This is a genomic window from Polaromonas sp. P1_G2 (assembly GCF_056405515.1).
Genome location: NZ_JBFUBY010000043.1, coordinates 1 through 17,411, shown reverse-complemented (window position 1 = coordinate 17,411; position 17,411 = coordinate 1). Strand labels below are relative to the sequence as shown.

Annotated in this window: 17 protein-coding genes and 1 pseudogene; 2 read left to right on the top strand and 16 right to left on the bottom strand. The window is 65.0% G+C overall.

The features are described 5' to 3' along the window. Nucleotides 1-15: 15 nt before the first annotated feature. Nucleotides 16-1,197: an acyl-CoA dehydrogenase family protein gene (locus AC1D0P_RS06840; protein WP_477676030.1), complete on the bottom strand. Its 1,182-nt coding sequence runs from the start codon at nucleotides 1,195-1,197 to the stop codon at nucleotides 16-18. A gap of 155 nt (nucleotides 1,198-1,352) precedes the next feature. On the opposite strand from AC1D0P_RS06840, the gene purN reads away from it, so the two are divergent. Continuing rightward, nucleotides 1,353-1,958 (top strand): phosphoribosylglycinamide formyltransferase, encoded by a 606-nt coding sequence (gene purN / locus AC1D0P_RS06835; protein ID WP_477676029.1) that lies wholly within the window; start codon nucleotides 1,353-1,355, stop codon nucleotides 1,956-1,958. A 183-nt stretch (nucleotides 1,959-2,141) separates the two neighbouring features. After that, a complete protein-coding gene (locus tag AC1D0P_RS06830; RefSeq protein ID WP_477676028.1) occupies nucleotides 2,142-2,696 on the top strand; it encodes a fasciclin domain-containing protein in 555 nt (184 codons plus the stop codon). Nucleotides 2,697-2,778: 82 nt separating this feature from the next. On the opposite strand, the gene AC1D0P_RS06825 is transcribed toward AC1D0P_RS06830, so the two are convergent. From AC1D0P_RS06825 to AC1D0P_RS06755, 15 genes and pseudogenes are all read right to left on the bottom strand, one after another. Beyond that, nucleotides 2,779-3,555: an ABC transporter ATP-binding protein gene (locus AC1D0P_RS06825; protein ID WP_477676027.1), complete on the bottom strand. Its 777-nt coding sequence runs from the start codon at nucleotides 3,553-3,555 to the stop codon at nucleotides 2,779-2,781. Further along, a complete protein-coding gene (locus tag AC1D0P_RS06820) occupies nucleotides 3,552-4,268 on the bottom strand; it encodes a hypothetical protein (RefSeq protein ID WP_477676026.1) in 717 nt (238 codons plus the stop codon). Before AC1D0P_RS06820 ends, AC1D0P_RS06825 begins: the two co-directional genes overlap by 4 nt. Next, complete coding sequence (locus tag AC1D0P_RS06815; protein ID WP_477676025.1) at nucleotides 4,258-5,058, bottom strand: hypothetical protein; 801 nt, start codon at nucleotides 5,056-5,058, stop codon at nucleotides 4,258-4,260. The genes AC1D0P_RS06820 and AC1D0P_RS06815 overlap by 11 nt, the downstream gene beginning before the upstream one ends. 2 nt (nucleotides 5,059-5,060) lie before the next feature. Continuing rightward, nucleotides 5,061-5,822: a type II secretion system protein gene (locus AC1D0P_RS06810; RefSeq protein ID WP_477676024.1), complete on the bottom strand. Its 762-nt coding sequence runs from the start codon at nucleotides 5,820-5,822 to the stop codon at nucleotides 5,061-5,063. Next, the gene (locus AC1D0P_RS06805) at nucleotides 5,819-7,129 is read right to left on the bottom strand and encodes a hypothetical protein (RefSeq protein WP_477676023.1); all 1,311 of its coding nucleotides are present in this window, start codon (nucleotides 7,127-7,129) and stop codon (nucleotides 5,819-5,821) included. The genes AC1D0P_RS06810 and AC1D0P_RS06805 overlap by 4 nt, the downstream gene beginning before the upstream one ends. Next, nucleotides 7,126-7,533 (bottom strand): hypothetical protein, encoded by a 408-nt coding sequence (locus AC1D0P_RS06800; protein ID WP_477676022.1) that lies wholly within the window; start codon nucleotides 7,531-7,533, stop codon nucleotides 7,126-7,128. Before AC1D0P_RS06800 ends, AC1D0P_RS06805 begins: the two co-directional genes overlap by 4 nt. A 44-nt stretch (nucleotides 7,534-7,577) precedes the next feature. Further along, nucleotides 7,578-8,249, bottom strand: a complete 672-nt coding sequence (locus AC1D0P_RS06795) for a hypothetical protein (protein WP_477676021.1) — start codon at nucleotides 8,247-8,249, stop codon at nucleotides 7,578-7,580. Next, nucleotides 8,237-9,742 carry a hypothetical protein gene (locus AC1D0P_RS06790; RefSeq protein ID WP_477676020.1) on the bottom strand — a complete coding sequence of 502 codons (1,506 nt, stop codon included), beginning with the start codon at nucleotides 9,740-9,742 and terminating at the stop codon, nucleotides 8,237-8,239. Before AC1D0P_RS06790 ends, AC1D0P_RS06795 begins: the two co-directional genes overlap by 13 nt. Beyond that, complete coding sequence (locus AC1D0P_RS06785; protein ID WP_477676019.1) at nucleotides 9,729-10,934, bottom strand: type II secretion system F family protein; 1,206 nt, start codon at nucleotides 10,932-10,934, stop codon at nucleotides 9,729-9,731. The genes AC1D0P_RS06790 and AC1D0P_RS06785 overlap by 14 nt, the downstream gene beginning before the upstream one ends. Nucleotides 10,935-10,958: 24 nt before the next feature. Further along, nucleotides 10,959-12,644: a GspE/PulE family protein gene (locus AC1D0P_RS06780; RefSeq protein WP_477676018.1), complete on the bottom strand. Its 1,686-nt coding sequence runs from the start codon at nucleotides 12,642-12,644 to the stop codon at nucleotides 10,959-10,961. Between the two features lie 15 nt (nucleotides 12,645-12,659). Beyond that, nucleotides 12,660-13,391: a tetratricopeptide repeat protein gene (locus AC1D0P_RS06775; RefSeq protein WP_477676017.1), complete on the bottom strand. Its 732-nt coding sequence runs from the start codon at nucleotides 13,389-13,391 to the stop codon at nucleotides 12,660-12,662. A 6-nt stretch (nucleotides 13,392-13,397) separates the two neighbouring features. Beyond that, complete coding sequence (locus AC1D0P_RS06770; RefSeq protein ID WP_477676016.1) at nucleotides 13,398-15,323, bottom strand: type II secretion system protein GspD; 1,926 nt, start codon at nucleotides 15,321-15,323, stop codon at nucleotides 13,398-13,400. A gap of 19 nt (nucleotides 15,324-15,342) precedes the next feature. Continuing rightward, nucleotides 15,343-16,071 carry a type II secretion system protein gene (locus AC1D0P_RS06765; protein ID WP_477676015.1) on the bottom strand — a complete coding sequence of 243 codons (729 nt, stop codon included), beginning with the start codon at nucleotides 16,069-16,071 and terminating at the stop codon, nucleotides 15,343-15,345. Between the two features lie 74 nt (nucleotides 16,072-16,145). After that, nucleotides 16,146-16,877 (bottom strand): type II secretion system protein, encoded by a 732-nt coding sequence (locus AC1D0P_RS06760; protein ID WP_477676014.1) that lies wholly within the window; start codon nucleotides 16,875-16,877, stop codon nucleotides 16,146-16,148. A gap of 70 nt (nucleotides 16,878-16,947) precedes the next feature. Next, a pseudogene (locus AC1D0P_RS06755) lies at nucleotides 16,948-17,411 on the bottom strand (type II secretion system protein); the annotation flags it as partial.

Here is a 17,411-nt window from a genome sequence, read left to right as displayed (position 1 = left end):
TTTCTGTGCGACTGCTTAGCCGAGGACGACTTGCGAGACGATGTTTCGCTGCACTTCGTTGGAGCCGCCGTAAATCGTGGTTTTGCGCATATTGAAGTAGGTGGACGCCAGCGGCGCGTCGCCCGCCAGGCCGCCGGGGAAGTCGCCCTGCCAGCCGGCTTCCATGGCTTCTTCGATGAAAGGCAGGCTGAAGGGACCGGCGGCCAGCATCATGAGTTCGCTGTAGCGCTGCTGGATTTCGCTGCCGCGTATCTTGAGCAGGCCCGCGATGTCCAGCGAGTTCTTTCCCGATTTTTCGGCCGAGAGCACGCGCAGCACCAGCATTTCAAGCGCCACCACGTCGACTTCGAGCTTGGCGATCTCGTCGCGAAAGCGCTGGTCGTCATAGACGCCTTCGGCCTTGGCGATGCGCTTCAGGCGCTCGAGCTCGCGTTTGGCGCGGTTCACGTCGGCGATATTGGTGCGTTCGTGGCTCAGCAGGTGCTTGGCGTAAGTCCAGCCCTTGTTCTCTTCGCCGATCAGGTTCTCGGCCGGCACTTCGACGTTGTCGAACCAGACTTCATTGACCTCGGCCTCGCCGTCCAGCAGCACGATGGGGCGCACCGTCACGCCGGGCGACTTCATGTCGATCAGCAAAAAGGWGATGCCGGTCTGCGGCTTGCCTTCGGTGCTGGTGCGGACCAGGCAGAAAATCCATTCGCCGTACTGGCCCAGCGTGGTCCAGGTCTTCTGGCCGTTGACGATGTATTTGTCGCCCTGGCGCTCGGCCCGGCACTTGACCGAGGCCAGGTCGGAGCCCGAGCCCGGCTCGCTGTAACCCTGGCTCCACCAGACTTCGCCGCTGGCAATGCCGGGCAGGAAGCGCTTTTGCTGCTCGGCGGTACCGAAAGCCATGATCACAGGCGCCACCATCACCGGGCCGAAGGGCACAACGCGCGGCGCGCCAGCCAGCGCGCACTCTTCTTCAAACAAATGTTTTTGCACCGCATTCCAGCCCGGGCCGCCGAATTCCTTGGGCCAGCCGTGGCCCAGCCAGCCTTTTTTGCCGAGGATTTTTGCCCAGCGCTGCATGTCATCACGCGTCAGCCGCAGGGCGTTGTGCACCTTGTGCGAAATGTCGGCCGGCAGGTTGGCATGAACCCAGGCGCGTATCTCTTCGCGAAAGGCCTGTTCTTCAGGGGTGAAAGCTAAATCCATGGTGGGATGTCTCCAGGTTGTCGGGGTGTCCGCAGTCGGTCGCCTGCGGTCAATTTCTTATTTTTAGCACGGTCGTTCGCAATTTTATGTCTCAGTTGGGACATCGGCAAAACGGACGCTGGCCGGGTTCCTGCCCCGTTCTAAACTAGAGGGCTATGGCCAGCGCGAACAAACCGAACAAAAACATCGTCATCCTGATTTCCGGCAGCGGCTCCAACATGGCCGCCATTGCCCGCGCGGCGGACAAGGAAGGCTGGCGCGGCCTCTACGGCGCCCAGGTGGCCGCCGTGATCAGCAACCGGGCCGACGCCGCCGGGCTGGAACTGGCCGAAGGCCTGGGCATCGCCACCGCTGTGGTGCCGCACAAGGCCTTTGATTCGCGCGAGGCTTTTGACGCCGAATTGATGGCGCGTATAGACGGCTATATGCCGGCGCTGGTGGTGCTGGCCGGCTTCATGCGCATCCTGACGCCCGGCTTTGTGCGGCACTACGCGGGGCGGCTCATCAACATCCATCCCTCGCTGTTGCCGGCCTTCACTGGCCTTAACACGCACCAGCGCGCGATTGACGCCGGCTGCAAGGTGGCGGGCGCCACGGTGCACCAGGTGACGGCCGAACTCGACCACGGTGCCACCCTGGCCCAGGCCGTGGTGCCGGTGCTGCCGGGTGACACGGCCGAAACCCTGGCCGCGCGTGTACTCACGCAGGAGCACCTGATCTTTCCGCAAGCCGTGCGTGGGTTTTTCGAACGCGGCGACTGAAGTTTTCCGGCTCGCAGGCAAGCGGGCTTGCTTCTTGTCGCCAGTGATGGCCTTGAAAAAAAGTTGAAACCGGATCTGTTTTGAATCCAGCGGGGCCTGCGCCCCGTATTCATCACAGCCGCTTGAATCCCTGTGATTTCGGCTTTTGGTTCATCCCGGTTCAACTTTTTCAAAGGACTTCACATGCAGACCCAACATAAACTCGCTTCCCTCGGTGTGGCGCTGGCCCTGTCGCTCGCCGCGATTCCTTCGTTCGCGCAAGTCATGGTGGGCGGCGCGCCCATGCTGGCCAGCAAGGACATCATTGACAATGCCGTCAATTCCAAGGACCACACCACGCTGGTCGCGGCGGTCAAGGCCGCGGGCCTGGTCGACACGCTCAAAGGCCCGGGCCCGTTCACGGTGTTCGCCCCCACCAACGCGGCCTTCGCGGCGCTGCCCGCCGGCACGGTGGACACCTTGCTCAAGCCCGAGAACAAGGGCATGCTGACCGGCGTTCTGACCTACCACGTGGTGGCCGGAAAATGGGACGCCGCCGCCATCGGCAAGATGATTGCCGACGGCAAGGGCATGGCCTCCATCAAGACAGTAGCTGGCGGCACGCTGGTGGCTAAATCAAGCGGCGGCAAGATCACGGTGACCGATGAAAAAGGCGGCGTGGCCGCCGTGAGCATCGCCGACGTTTACCAGTCCAACGGCGTGATCCACGTGGTCGACAAGGTGCTGTTGCCCAAGTAAGCGACTCGAGGAAAGGGCAAAGTTCTCAGGCCCGCGCGCGGCATGGCTGTGCGCGGGCCTTGTTGCGTCCGCTTCGAAGGGGTCAGTGGGTTGGGGGCTGGGGAATGTCCGGCGCTTCCCTGGCCGCTTCCACCACCGCCAGGTAGGCCTCTTCCATGTCGCAGGTCTTGTGCTGCGACAGCCATTCGTCGACGGTGCCGATAAAACGCAGGCTGCCGGCGTGCAGGATGGCGACGCGGTCGGCCAGGTCTTCGACATCCGCGAGCGAATGGGTGCTCATCAGCACCGCGCAGCCGGCCTTGCGTTGCAGGCGCAGTTGCTGCCGCACGCGGATGCGGGAGAGCGGGTCCAGGCCGCTCATGGGCTCGTCCAGCACCAGCAACCGGCGCCGCGCCAGGAAAGCCGCCGCCAGGCCGATTTTTTGCGCCATGCCCTTGGAGCATTCGCGCAGCGGCCTGTCGAGGATGTCTTCTTCCAGGTCCAGCTCGGCCAGCATGCCGATGAGTTCCCGTTGCGGAAACACCAGGCCGTGCAATTGCGCCGCGAGCCGGAAATAATCTCGCGCATGCAGCCAGCCGGGCGGCGAGAAACGTTCAGGCACATAGGCAAGCTGCTCACGTGAAAGCGGCCGGCCGTGGTCCTGGCCGAAGAGGGTCAGGGCGCCCGAGGTGGGGGCGGCCAGGTCCAGCAGGCATTTGATCAAGGTGGTCTTGCCCGCGCCGTTCATTCCCAGCAAAGCCAGGCATTCGCCGGGATGGACCTCGAGCGAAACATCGGCCAGCGCCGCGCGAGCCTGAGATGCGCCGTAGTTTTTGTAGACCTGGCGTGCCTGCAGCGCCGGCTGTTGAAGGGCGTTCATTTCTGTTCCAGTTCCTTGAGGGTCTGCGTCAGAAAGCGCAGCTCGTTGTCGTCGTGGATTTGCCCGCTGGCCAGCAGCGCGCCCAGCAACGCCCTGGCGGTGTCCAGGTCGTTCTGGCCCATGCGCAGGAAAATCTCCATCTGCCGCGCCCAGGCCGGCACCTGCGACAAGCCTTCCGCGTAGTGCCGCAGTTCGGCTGCGTAGCGCACGGCCAGTTCCGGATCCTTCATCTGAACTTTGGCGACGTAGGCCACATGCGCCATCCAGCGCCAGCGTTGCAGTGGGTCTTGCGGGTACTGGCTGGCGACGAAGTCGGTCATGAGGCGCTGGCGTTCCGGGTCGGGCACCTGGGTGTAAAGCCGCGCGGCCGCCAGCAGCGGGTACTGGCCCTGCGGATCGAGTTGCAGGATGTGCTCCAGCCAGGCGACCACCTGGCCGTAGTCGAGCTCGCGCCAGGGCAGGCTCAGGCCGGGTTGCACGTCGTGCGCCTGCAGGTACAAGTCCAGCATCTTGGCCAGCGGCACTGTATCGTCCAGCGACATGAGGCGCGAGGCGGCCATGCCGGGAGGCCGCCCCAGCGGCTGTGCGCCCGCTTCGGGCACGCCGCGCCACAGCGCCAGCGCGACCTGGCCGGCCAGCAGCAGCGCGAACACGGCCGTCACGCGCGCAGGCGCGCGGCGCGTGCTGCTGGTACGGCGCCAATCAAACTTCACGGCGGTACAAATCTATCAAGGAGGCGCCCGCGCACAGCGCCGCATACCAGAGCGCCCAAGCGCATTGGAGCGCAAGCAGCGTGGCTTGCACCGGCCCGCCCAGCGTCCAGGATGTGGGAGCGAAGCTTGCCAGCGGCGGCAACAGCCAGCCCAGCAGGTCGAAGGTGGCCCGGCCCGCCACCACGTCCCAGGAGGCGGCATCCTGGCCGACGGGGTGCGCGGCCATGAAGCGCGCAACGTCGAGCAGCCGCGCCCAAAGGTAAAAAGCGCAGCAGCCCGCATAAGCCGGCAGCACACGGCGCAAGCCCAGTGAAAAGAACAGGGCCGCCGCCACGACGATGCTGAGCTCCAACGCCAGGGATGCACCCCAGGCCAGTACGCCGGCACGGCCACCGGGCACGGTCATGGTCAGCATGACACCCGTGGCTCCCGCCGCGGCGAGCAGGGCCAGCAGCATGTAACCGGCTTGCCGCCCGACGACGAATTGCGCGCGCGACAAGGGAAAGGCGAGCAGTACCTGGAAGAAACCGCCCTCCATGTCGCGCACCGTGCTGGACACCACGATCAGCGCGAGTGCCAGCACCAGGCCCAGGCGGTAAAGATGCGCGGCCAGCGCCAGCCGGGTTTCCGCTCCTTCGGTCACCGCCATGGAGGCGGCAAAAGCCCCCAACGCGTAGACCGCCGCGAGGAAGAGCAGCAGCAGGCGCGCGCTGCGGCCGCGCCAGGCTTCGATGAGGGTCAGGCGGATGATGGCGGCGAGGGGAGTGAGCTGGCGCGACAGTGTTTGCATTGTTATGGCCACTTTCCGGCGGCGAAGAGTTTGGCGACCAGCAGGGAGGAGGGCATCCAGACCATGAGGTCGTCGAATTCGCCGGTAGTGCTTTTGGCGTCGGTCTGAAATCGGGAGATGAAGACGCCTCCCGAGGTTGATTGGTTCTGGGTTTCATCTATCAAGGTCGTACTGGGGGCAGAGTTGATCGACCCTCCCGGGCGATATGCACCCGAGCCGTTCTTGCCGCGCGAATAGACAACAAAGCTGGCTTTCGTTGACGGCTTGACCACAGCGCCTCCAGTGGTCAGGCAGCCTGGAATACCAGCAGGAACGTCAGCCACCGTCAGCTTGGTGCACCAGACTTCCAGGTTGCTCGCGGTGACCGTGGAGACGCTCGCACCCAGAGGCGCGTAGACGGCATAGTCAAGCCGGTTGCCCCAGCCGTCAACACCCTGGATGCCCAGAGTGGCCCAAGGCAAGCGGCCCACACTTGTGCTTGAGCACCCGCTCGCATCGGCAGATGAGGCTTGACCCTCGGTGTTCGGGTCGATACCCGGATCAGGGCATGGCAGGCTTCCGTTGATAAGGGCGTACCCCAACAAGGCTTGTTGAGCCAATTCGAGATTTGCTTGCGTGGTAGCTATCGCCTTTTGCTCGATGGAGCGGCTTATTGGCACCAGCAAGCCTCCCAGCAAAATCGCCACGATGCCGACCACCAGGGCCAGTTCCACCAGAGTAAAGCCGCCTTGGCGCGTGCCGCAGCGTCGCCGGACAGGGGTCATGGCAATTCCCTCAAGATGTCATTGGAGGTGGGACGCTTGTCAGGCGTGGCGAATGTTCTGGCCTGCGAAACCATGGGGTTGGACAGCGCGCTTCGGTTGGACTGGCTCTCGATACACGGCAGCCATTGATCGAGGACGGTGAGGTTGGAATCCGTCAACCGGCAGCTCGGTTGCTGTTTCCCGCGCATGAGCAGCACCGCTCTGGCTGCGGACGCGACGGGCGGCTTCAATACCGGCGCAGTTGCCGCATTGCAGCTTGCGGCATCGAGAGCGCAGCCTGGTGCGACCGCATAGAAAGCCAGCTGATGCCAATTGTCAAGTGTGGCCTGCGGCGCGATCAACGCCAGATCGAATGTCCGTGTAAGGGGTGCGCCATTGGTATCGACGCCATAGATGTAGGAGCAGCTCTTCGGCAGAAATCCGGTGTACCGGTTCTGCTCGCATATTTCGCCCGGCGCGGCCGCGGCAAACGGCATCCGTTGATCCACTGCGGCGGAGGCATTGATGAGTGCCTGTTTTAACGCATCGGCATTGCGCTGCGTAGCGATGGCTGCATAGTCGTCTGCCATGATCCAGGCGAGCTGGTCATTGACCAGCGATTGTTTGTCGACCGTCCCTGTCAGCTGCTTGAAGGTAATAGTGGGAGGGATGGCTCCGGCGTTGATCTCGCCGGAGTCCAGGTAGCCGGCGACATCAGCGGCCGCACCACCACTGGACGCGGCGCTGGTAGGCGTGGCGCAAGGCTTGTCGGCACTGAGCATGGTGGGGTCGGTGCGTACCTGCGATCCCAGTTTCGCACCCGGCGCAAAAACCACCGCGACAAGCTTTGCCGCCAAGCTGTTTCCGGCTTCATTGACCACCGTGATGGCGCCGTCGCTATCTGCGTTGACAGGCGTTGTGGCCGCGAGATCTGCAGCATCTTTGAAATCTCCGCTGACCGCATACCAAAGGCATCCGCCATCGGCATCGCGCAATGGCGCAAGCCCCAAAGTTTTCCAGGGAAGCAAGCCAATCGCCGGTTGCCGCGCCATGCCGCAGTTGCTGGTGTCCGGGGCTGTGTCGGCAACACCATCACCGTCCCTGTCGGGGCACGGCAAGCGTGTTTTCCGGGTTAGAACATTGGCCGGGTCGCTGCCCACCGCAACATACGCCAGCAGCGCCTCCCTGGCCTGCATCAGCACCTCCTGGTTGATCGATTGCTTCGAGCGCGGCGGATTGCTCGCCACCCACGCGGCCATCGCACCAAAGACGCCGACCGCGACCAGCACCACCATCAGCAGCGCGACAAAACCCCGATGCGGCTTCATTTCGCCACCCCCGGTTTGACTGCCGTCCCCGAAGGCGCCGAAGCCGCTGCGGCCGCGCTGGCGAGCGGGCGCATCAGCGTCTCGCCAATCGCCGCACGCTCTATCTCTCCATCCTGCAGCGGCATTTCCACCCCCAGCACGCGGCCCGCGGCGTCGCGGCGCACGCGCACGCCATAGGGCAGGTCCCGTTCCAGGTAGGGCGTGCCGTTGATCCAGACGGTGGTTTTGCCCTGGGGGCGAAGTGCGATGCCGTCTATGCGCAGCACGGAGGCCAGCGCGCGTGCGGCGGCTTCCTGCGGCGCGGGCTGGCCGAAACGCCTGGCTTCCATCTCGGCCCGCTCGGCTGCCGTGTAGAAAAGCCGTCCCAGACCGTCCTGCCCGGCGAGGGCCAATAGCGGGAGCATGCAACCGCCAAGCAAAAGGGCTGCGAGGGCTTTTGGGATCAACTTCATGGCCTGGCTCCCACCGTGCGCGCCGGCGGCTCGGAGGCCCCCAGCGTGTTCCAGACCAGGGTGCATTCCGCCTTGATCGCCGCGCCGTTGGCACGGTTCATCTCGCAGCGCTCCACGCTGACCCGGCCCAGCCGCGAGGCCGCGAGGTCTTCCAGCACACGCAGCATGTCTTCCTCGTGCACCAGCGTCATGCTCAGGCGCATGTGTGTGGCGAACAGTTCGATGCGTCGCGAGCCTCCAGCGGCGGCGGGCGGGGCCGGCATGGCAGGGGCGGCGGTATTGGCTGTGGCCGGCTGCATCGACTGGGCTTCAATGGCGTACTGCAGCTTGAGGCCCGGCCAGCGTCTTTCCATGCCGCGCAGGCGTTCTATCCATTCGAGCCTTTTTTCTTCGCCGTAAAGGCCTTGCGACTGCAGGTTTTGCAGCAGCGGCAAGAGACGCTCGATGTCAGCCCTTTCGCGGCCGCTGTTGAGAAAGCGCTGGCTGCTGGTTTGTTCGGCCTTCAACTGGCGTTCCAGCCTGCCGGCCATGTCGGCGCGCCACCAATGGAATCCGCCCGCCAGCAGCAAACCGGCCGCCGCCATGGCGCTGGCTTGCCGGGCGGCGTGCCGCAATGGTGCGGGCCAGGTTCCAGGATGCCAGGCCTGGCGTGAGGTTATTTGTTCCATACTTTTACCTCGAAGCCCAGTTCGGTCTTGTCCTGCTGGCCTGAGCCGCTGATGCTGGCGCTGCTTTGCAGGTCCAGGGGAGCCTTGATGACTTCCGCCGACAAGCCCGCCGAGACCAGGCTGGCGGTGAAGCGTGTCATCGCATCGCGCGCGCCGCGCAGGTCGTCGGGCTGCAGGCCTTGCACCGCGCCGCGTACCTGCAGCGTGGGCGGGGCCGTGGGCCCAGAGGCGCCTCGCTCCCAGAGCAACTGGTCCAGCTGGAGTTCAGGGTGTTTCTCCAATACGCCACCTGCCGCGGCGAGCAGGATGCGCGGGCCGGCCGCGCTTGCCGCGAGGGTTTTGGCCTTTTGTTCCAGCGCGACCAGTTCGTCCGCTTTTAATGCGGATGCGGGAAAGGTTGCCGCTTCGCGCTGGTAGCGGGCATCGAAATTTCGGGTGCTGGCGGTCGCTTCGTTCAACCGGTCGGCCAGCGGCCACAACGACACGGCCAGGCCGGCCGTATACAGCAGGCACGCGCCGCAGAGGCCGTAGCCCGCCAGTCGCGTGTTGCGCGCGGTGCGCGCCACCCAGTCGCTGTGCAGCAGCGCGGCCGGCGCCAATTGCCCCGGCGGCGCGCCGCGGGCCAGCGCATGCACAAACAGCAGCCGGGACAATTCTGGCGAATCGGCCCAGGCCGGCGGCAGCTTGAGAGCCCTGGCAAGCACATCGGCCTGCAGCAGGTGGTACATATTGTTTGCCGCGTCCAGGCCGGCGGCGGCCTGGCTGTCCACCCCCCGGGGACATATGCTCACGACGTGCAGCGGGGCTTTGTCGCGCACGAGGATGCCGTTTTCGAGCAGGTAATCCTTCAGGCGCGAGGTTTCCTCGCGCACCGCGGCCAGCCAGCCCGCGCCCACGGCATCGGTGCGCAGGGCCAGGCGTGAGAAGCAGGGGCGGCCGTCGATCACCACGCATTGCCGCAGCCCCGACGGATGCGATGTGACCAGCACCACAGCCCCGCGGCGAGGGACGCTGAGCCGGCGCAGCAGTGGCGCCGCCAGCATGACCGGGGCATAGATGCCGCCCAGGCGGGCCTGCGCGCCTTCCAGCGCCTCCAGCCAGGGCATTACGCGGCCGGCATTGCCCAGGCTGTAGCCCAACACGCGCAGCTTGCCGGGACGGGATCGGCTTGGCCCCTGCAAAGAAACCCAGCGAAAGGGCGACTCCATCGCAAAACGCTGGTGCATGCGCGCCAGCCAGGCCTTGCGCGCCGCGCCGCGAAGTGGCGGCATCACGTCGCCCCAGAATTCTTCCTCGGCATAGTCGGCGAGTACCAGCCAGCGGCAACCGGGATCGCGGCTCGCGTGCTCGGTCAGCGCCTGCGGCTGCGTCCATCCCTGTTGCGGGCCGAACTCCTCCACCAGGCCGTGGCCCGCGACGGCGTAGACGCGCGGCTGCTCTCCCTCCAGGTGCAGCACGCGCAACGGCGCGGGAACGAATTCAGAATTTGGCATTGGTGATCACCGAGTCGTACAAGGGCCCCAGCGTGCAGAAGATCACGGCGCCCAGCATGAGGCCCAGCACGACGGTGAGCACCGGCTGCAGCGTCGCCTGCAGGTTTTCCACGGATTCGCGCGCCTGCCGGGTGTAGAAGTAGCTGACGTTTTCGAGCGCCGCGTCAAGGGAGCCAGTGGCCTCGCCGACGCGCAGCATGCTGACCACCATGGGCGGAAACATGGTCATGCCGGAGAACGCGGCGCTCAGGCCCCGGCCCTGGACGATGCTGCCATGCGCAACCGCCACGGCCTGCGCCACGGCGCGGTTGCCGACCGCGATCTCCACCACCTTGAGCGCCTCCACCACCGTGATGCCGGCCGCGTAGAGCAGCGCCAGGACATAAGCAAAACGCGCGAGTGCGATCTGGCGCAGCACCGGCCCCACGATGGGCAGCTTGAGCTTGATGCCGTCGACCACGCCGCGCATAGGCCCGGGGATGCGCGCCAGCGTCGGCAGCAGCACCACCAGAGAAACCAGGCCCGCCACGATCTTGCCCACATGAGCCTCGACGACTTCCGATATCTTGATCATGAGCACCGTCTGCCAGGGCAACTCGATGCGCATGACCTTGAGCAGGCTGGCGACCTGGGGCACCAGGTAGCTCATGAGGAACAGCGTGACGCCGGTGATGATGACCAGCGCGGCGCAAGGGTAGATCAGTGCCTTGCGCGTCTGCGAGGCGATTTCATGCTGCCATTTGAGGGTCTCGGTGAGTTTGGCGAAGACCTCGGGCAGCTGGCCGCTGCTCTCGCCGGCGCGCACCAGGCTCACATACACCTCATCGAAGGCCAGGGGATGTGCCGCCATGGCTTGCGAGAGTGTCTTGCCCGAGCTCAGGCCCTCCGCCAGCCCGCTGATGACCTGGCGCAGCGCCGGGTTGCCTTCGGCGCTTTCCATGTCGCGTAGCGCTTCCATGAGCGGCACGCCGGCACGCAGCATCATGGTCGCCTGGAAGCTGAAGTTGACGAGGTCCAGCAGGCGGATGCGGGCGCGCATGAGGCGAAATGAGCCGCCCTGCGCGCGCGCCTTGACCAGCAGCAAGCCCGATTGCTCGAGCTGCGCGGCCAGGGCGCCGGCGTCGGCCGCTRTGGTCTGGCCGTTGAGGCGGGCGCCGTCGGCGGCCAGTGCGGTCCATTTGTATCGCGGCATGGCGGCTTTCTTCCCTGTAGTCCGTCAATGCGCCGCGAGGTTGACCACGCGGCTGACTTCTTCCACCGTGGTCTGGCCGGCCAGCACGTAGCGGATCGCGTCGTCGCGCAGCGAGGTAAAACCTTCCGCGCGGGCATGGCGCGCCAGTTCGATGTGGCTGGCGTGCTTGGCCACCAGGTGGTCCAGCGTTTCGTCGAAACACAACACTTCCATCAGCAGCACCCGGCCCAGGAAACCGCGCTGGCTGCAATGGGCACAGCCCACGGCCTGGTACAGCGGGTGCTCGTCCTCGGCCAGTTCGAGCAGGATTTTTTCCTGCGCGGTGGGCACACGGCGCAGCTTGCAGTGCGTGCACAGGCGGCGGGCCAGGCGCTGGCCTATCACCCCGGTCATATTGCCCGCGAGGATTTCGGCCGACACGCCGATGTCGCGCAAGCGCTGCACCGCGCCCAGGGCGGAGTTGGTGTGCAGCGTGGCGAACACCTGGTGGCCCGTCATGGCGGCGCGGAAAGCCATTTCGGCGGTTTCCGAGTCGCGGATTTCACCGACCAGGATCACATCCGGGTCCTGGCGCATCAGGGCGCGTACCCCTTCGGCAAAACCGATTTTGTCCGTCACCTGGGTCTGGCGTATCAGCGGCAAGGGGTATTCGATCGGGTCTTCCAGCGTCATGACGTTCACCGCTTCGGTGCTGATCTCGGCCAGCATGGAATACAGCGTGGTGGTCTTGCCGCTGCCGGTGGGGCCGGTGACCAGCACAATGCCCTCGGGCCGGTTCATCAGCGAATGCAGCCTGTCCATGGTGGTCTGCGTCAGTTGCAGCCGCTCCAGCGGGACAATGCTGCGGCGCCGGTCCAGCAGGCGCAGCACGATGTTTTCACCGTGGGCGGTGGGCAGGCAGGCGGCGCGAAAGTCGATCTGGCTGGCGCCTATGACCATGCCAAAGCGGCCGTCCTGCGCGGCGCGGCTTTCGGCGATGTTCATGCCGGCCATGACCTTGAGTTTGACCGCCAGGGCCGGCCACATCGAGGCATGCAGCAGGTGCGCCTGGATCAGCACGCCGTCGACGCGTATGCGCACGCGCAACAGGTGTTCCTCGGGCTCGAAGTGGATGTCGGAGGCGAGGCTGTCGTAGGCGTTGTGAACAATGGCTTCAATGAGCTTGTCCACGGCCGGCTCTTTGCCGCCGGCGGCAAGCAGGGCGTCCACACTGGGCCGGTCGCCGTAGACGCGGTCGATCTCGCGCACCAGGTCACCGGGTGCCGCCAGTGCCAGGCGAACGCGGGGCACGCCCTTGGCGCGCAGGTGCGCGCCGATCTGGTCCAGCGCCACCAGGTCGTCAGCCTCGTCGACGGCCAGCAACAGCTCGCCCTCGGCCGTCATCTCTACCGGCAGGACGCCGTGTTTGCGCGCCAGCGGTGCGGCCAGCAATTGCAGCAGTGTCGGATCGGTGCGATGGGTGACCAGATCAACCTCGGGTAGCTTGTGCAATTGCGCGCGCAGGGCGCGCAACTCCAGTTCACCCACAAAGCCCAGGCTGGCCAGCTGCGCATGCAGGCTGCCGCCGCGCAGGCGTTTTTCGGCCAGGGCGATGGCCAGCTGGGAGGAGGTGAGCCGCCGCTGCTGGAGCAGGGCTTCGGCCAGCTCTCGCTCGGCCTTTCGCATGGCCATCGGCTGGTCTTGCGGATGGGARGTGGGTGCCATGGACATGTGCGGCCGATCAGGTCAGGAGGCCGGCGCGGCCAGAGCGCGCAGGCGGTTGCGCACCATTTCCTGATTGAAGGCGGCCGACTGGCGGAAGGAGAGGTTCAGGGCTTTGACGTAGGCCCGCATCGCTTCAGGTCCCTGCCCCAGCCGGTCCAGCGACAGGGCCAGGTTGTAAAGGTAGTCGGGCTGGCCGGGCTCCAGCGCCGCCGCACGCTCAAAGGACAGGCGCGCCTCGCCCCAGCGGCCCTGTTCGGCATGGATCACGCCCAGGGCGAAATGCAGGGGTGCGTTGCGTTCGCTGCGCTCGGCCAGTTGCTTGAAGCGCGCGGCCGCATCGCCGGGAATGCCGCCGCCCACGAGGTACTGCGCGGCCAGCGCCTCGGCATCGCGGGGATAAAGCTCCAGCAGGCGGCGCAGCGCGGCCTGGGCGCCCTGGTGGTCTTCCAGTCCTTCCATGGACCAGGCCATGCCTATCAACGCGTCGCGCAGGGCGCCGTCGCGCTTCAAGGCCTGCTCGTAGGCGCCGCGCGCCTCGCCGTAGCGCCCGGCCTGCAGGGCTTCATAGCCGCGCTTGACGTCGGCGTCCACGGTGGGCGCGGGCTTGCGGCGGCTGATGCGGATGTCCGGCTCGCGCGATGCGGCCGCGGCCTGGGCAGCCGCTACTGACGGGTGGGCACCCGGCTTGGCTTGGCCCCAGGCCAGGGTGGCGGCGCATAGCAAAAAGGGCAGGAGTTTGAGGGAGGGCTTCATGGGCTCTTATCGGGTTGAGGGGCTGGCGGATCGAGCTGGTGGAGGCTCAATCGGCTTTCGGCCCAGGGCTTCCGGCGCCGCATCCTTGAAGAAGCTGGAGGTGGGCAACAAGGGTTTGAAAGCCTTGTAGTCGCCGTTCAGCGAGGCATCGCCCACCACCACGGGCCGCAAAAACACCACCAGCTCGGTCTTGCTGCGCGTCTGCTGTTTCTGCTTGAAGGCCTCGCCCAGCAGAGGGATACGGCTGACCCCCGGCACCGCGTCCTCGCCGTCGTTGCTTGCGTCCTGCATCAGGCCGCCCAGCACGGCGATTTCGCCGCTTTGCACGCGCAGCACGGACTCCAGTTCGCGCGACTGCACCACGGGAATGCGGTTGACGATGGGTGGGGTGGCTCCCAGCAGCGCGGGGTTGGGATCGATGATTTCGCGCACCACGCGGGTAATGGTGGGCCGCACGTTGAGCGTGACTTCGCCGCTCTCGGCCACCTGGGGTGTCACGGTCATCACAAAACCCACGGGTACCGAATTGATGTTGGAGGTGTAGCTGTCGGGAGAGGTCTGCACCAGCTGGCCGGCGGAACTGAGGGTACGCGTGCCCGGGGTGAAGGTGACGGTGACGTAGACATAGTTGTCCACCACTTTGAGCGCGGCCGTCTGGTTGTTCAGCACGGACACTTTGGGGCTGGACAACACCCGTGCCTGGCCGAAGGATTCGAGCAGCGTGAGGATGCCGCTCCAGTCGCCGCTGCCGCTGGTGTAGCTCATGCGCAGCAGCGAGGCATCCTGCGAACCGGAGAACGAACCCGTGCCGGAAGGCAGCATCTGGAAGCTCAGGCCGCGCAGCAGCCCGCCCTGCACGACTTTTTGCCAGTTGACGCCCTGCTGGGACGCATTGGACAGCGTGACTTCGACAATGGTGGCCTCAATCAGTACCTGGCGCCGCGCGCTGGCGCTGATGCGGTCCAGGAATTGCCGGAACTGGTCATGGCCGCGCGAGGTGGTGTAAACCGACAACTGGCCGGTTTCGCGATTGACCACGATGTTGTTGGTGCTGGAACTGGAGTTGGCTGCGGAGGCGCTTCCGGAAGTACCCGACGAAGCGCTTGAACCGCTACCGCATTCGACCTTGTCCACGGTATCTTTTGCTCCGAGCACTTGCTTGAGGACGTCGGAGGTTTCGCTGTTTGCTGGTCGAGTCGTGACGGCACCGGTGCCGGAAACACTTGGCGGTGCGGCGCGAGTGAGCTCCATCGCGATGCGCAGCCGCTCGTCCCGGTCCCGTTCCCGGTCCTGCTTCTGGGCCAGATCGTCTTTTTGCTTGAATTCGAGATTGGCCGCGCCGACGATCAGGCAGGCGTTGTTGATCAGCGTGTCCCAGAACTGGTTGTCGGCGGCATTGCTGATGCTGGCATTCGACGAGCCCGCCGTGCTGCCGGTGAGCTGAGAGGACACGGAAGTCTGGCTGGACGACTGCCGTTTCAGGTTGACATAGTCGACCGCGTAGTGGGCGAGGTAAGGTGTGTCGCGCTGCAGCCGCACCGTGTTGCCGCTCATCTCATAACGCAAATCGGCCTGTTGCGCGATGCGCTCGAAGAGCTGCGGCAAGGTCTGGTCGGTCGCATTGAGCGTGATCTGGCCGGCCACCGAAGGGGCGATGTCCACGTTGAGCCGGTTGTCGCGCGCCAGTGCGAACAGCAGGGTTTTGACCGGCACCTCGCTGACCACCACGCTGAACAATTCCTGCTGCGCCTGCGGTTGCGGCGCCGCCGGCAGTGCCGGCAGGCGCACCGGCCGAAGTGCACCGGGTGGCGCAGGTGGCTTCGCCGGCTCAACAACGCCTATGTGCTGCGTGCTGGGAGGCGGTGGGGGCACCGCGCAGCCGGCCAGCAACGCCAATGCAACAGCATAAGCTGGTGTGTGAGTGACTGTCATGGCGAAGCCTTCCCGATCCTTAGAACAGCCAGGCGGCCAAGCAGTTTTCCTGGGCGGGGTTGGCCCAACTGACTGCCGCCGGAGGGCTGAACAGGTTAGGGGCACACGTCACGGCAGTCGCCGAGCCTATGCCCACGGCAACGCGCAGCTGGCCGGTGGCAGGCAGTCCGTCGTCGGCTTTGCGATCCACTTCAGCGAGCACCTGGGAGGGGGTGCCGCTTCCTGTGTAGAGCACGAATTGGTTGATGCCCGTTGCGGACGGGTCATACCAGGACAGGCCGGCGCTGTTGCTCATGGCGTTGCCCGCAGTCAAGTAGTTGCCATACACATTCACTGGACTGTTGTTGATGCTTGGCGCGCCGGCGGCTGCCACGGTCATGCAGGCGCCACAGGAGATAAAGCCCGCAGCCGTGAGGTTCTGGAAAAACAGTATGGATTCGTTGCCCATGGCAACCTGTCCGTCACCGCTATTGGGAGAACCTACCGCGCCGTTCCCAACGATCGCCGCCTGGCCGCCGTTAGGGGCCGTCGTCAGATCACCCGGCAGCATGCGGTAGCGGTCCATAAAAGCGATGTGGGCCGTTTGAATGGCTGACTTCTGGTCGATGATGTTGCGCACGCGTGCCGACTGGATCAGCTCCTGGCCGCGCAAGATGCCGCCTATCAGCAGGCCGACGATCATCAGCACGATGGCGATTTCGACGAGGGTGAAGCCGCCTTGGCGTTGGGGTGTGATGGGTTGTTTCATGATGCTGGGGTCCTCGGATAAGTGATCTGATGGTCAGGGATGAACCTGAAAGTGCGGGCTTCCCGGTGTTTGATTTAGAACAGCCAGCTCGCCATGCAGTTGGCCTGGCTGGGGTTGGCCCAGCCGCCTGTCGCTGGGGTCGCGATCATGGTTGGGGCGCAAGTCGCGGCGGGTGATCCGCGCGGAGCGCCCTCGGCACTCCGAAGTTGGCCAGTGCCAGGGAGCCCGTCATCGGCTTTGCGATCCACCTCCGCCAGCACTTGTGACGGGATGGATGCCCCGGTGTCCACGACAAATCGGTTGATGGCTGGGTTGGAGGGATCAAACCAGGACGCGCCGGTGGTGCTGCTATTCGCATTGCCTGTGCCAAGGAAATCACCATACACGTTGAGCGGACTGTTAGAAGTGTTTGCGGCGGGGCCCACCCCGCCGACCAGTGCCACCGTCATGCAAGCCCCACATGAAATAAAGCCTGCGGCAGTGAGGTTCTGAAAGAACAAAGTGGATTCGGTCCCGAAAGCGATTTGCCCATCGCCACCCGTTGCAGATGCCAGCACTCCGTTTCCGACGACCAGGACCTGAGCTGCCGTCAAATCCCCGGGCAGCATACGGTAGCGATCCAGAAAGCCGATGTAGGCCGTCTGAATCGCTGATTTCTGGTCGACGATGTTGCGCACGCGCGCCGACTGGATCAGTTCCTGGCCGCGCAGGATGCCGCCTATCAGCAGGCCGACAATCATCAGCACGATGGCGATTTCGACGAGGGTGAAGCCGCGTTGACGCTGAGATGCAAGGTGGTGTTTCATGATGCTGGACTCCTTGGGTAGGCTATGAAGACAAAAAGGTTGACGTGAAAATGCAGCTCTTGCGGTGGGGTCAGAACAACCAACCGCCCATGCAATTGGATTGGCTGGGATTGGCCCAGGTAGCCGTGGTTGCCGTAGCTGTGGCTAAACCAGGAGTGCATAACGCGAGTCCGGCCCCGCCGCCAAAGGCGCCACGCAGTTGGCCGGTGCCGGGCAGTCCGTCATCGGCTTTGCGGTCCACTTCCGCCAGCACTTGCGAAGGAATGGAGGCCCCCGTGTACAAGGCCAGACGGTTGATGTTGGCGACCGCATCAAACCAGTTACCACCAGTGTTGCTGCTCAGCAAGTTCCCTATCACAAGAAGCTCTCCATAGACATTGACCGGACTGTTGCCGATCACTGGCAAGGGGCCGGTTCCACCGCCGCCAGCAAGTGTCACCGTCATGCAGGCACCGCACGAAATAAAACCCGCGGCCGTGAGGTTTTGGAATAACAACGTGGATTCGGTGTCAAACGCGATTTGCCCGTTACCAC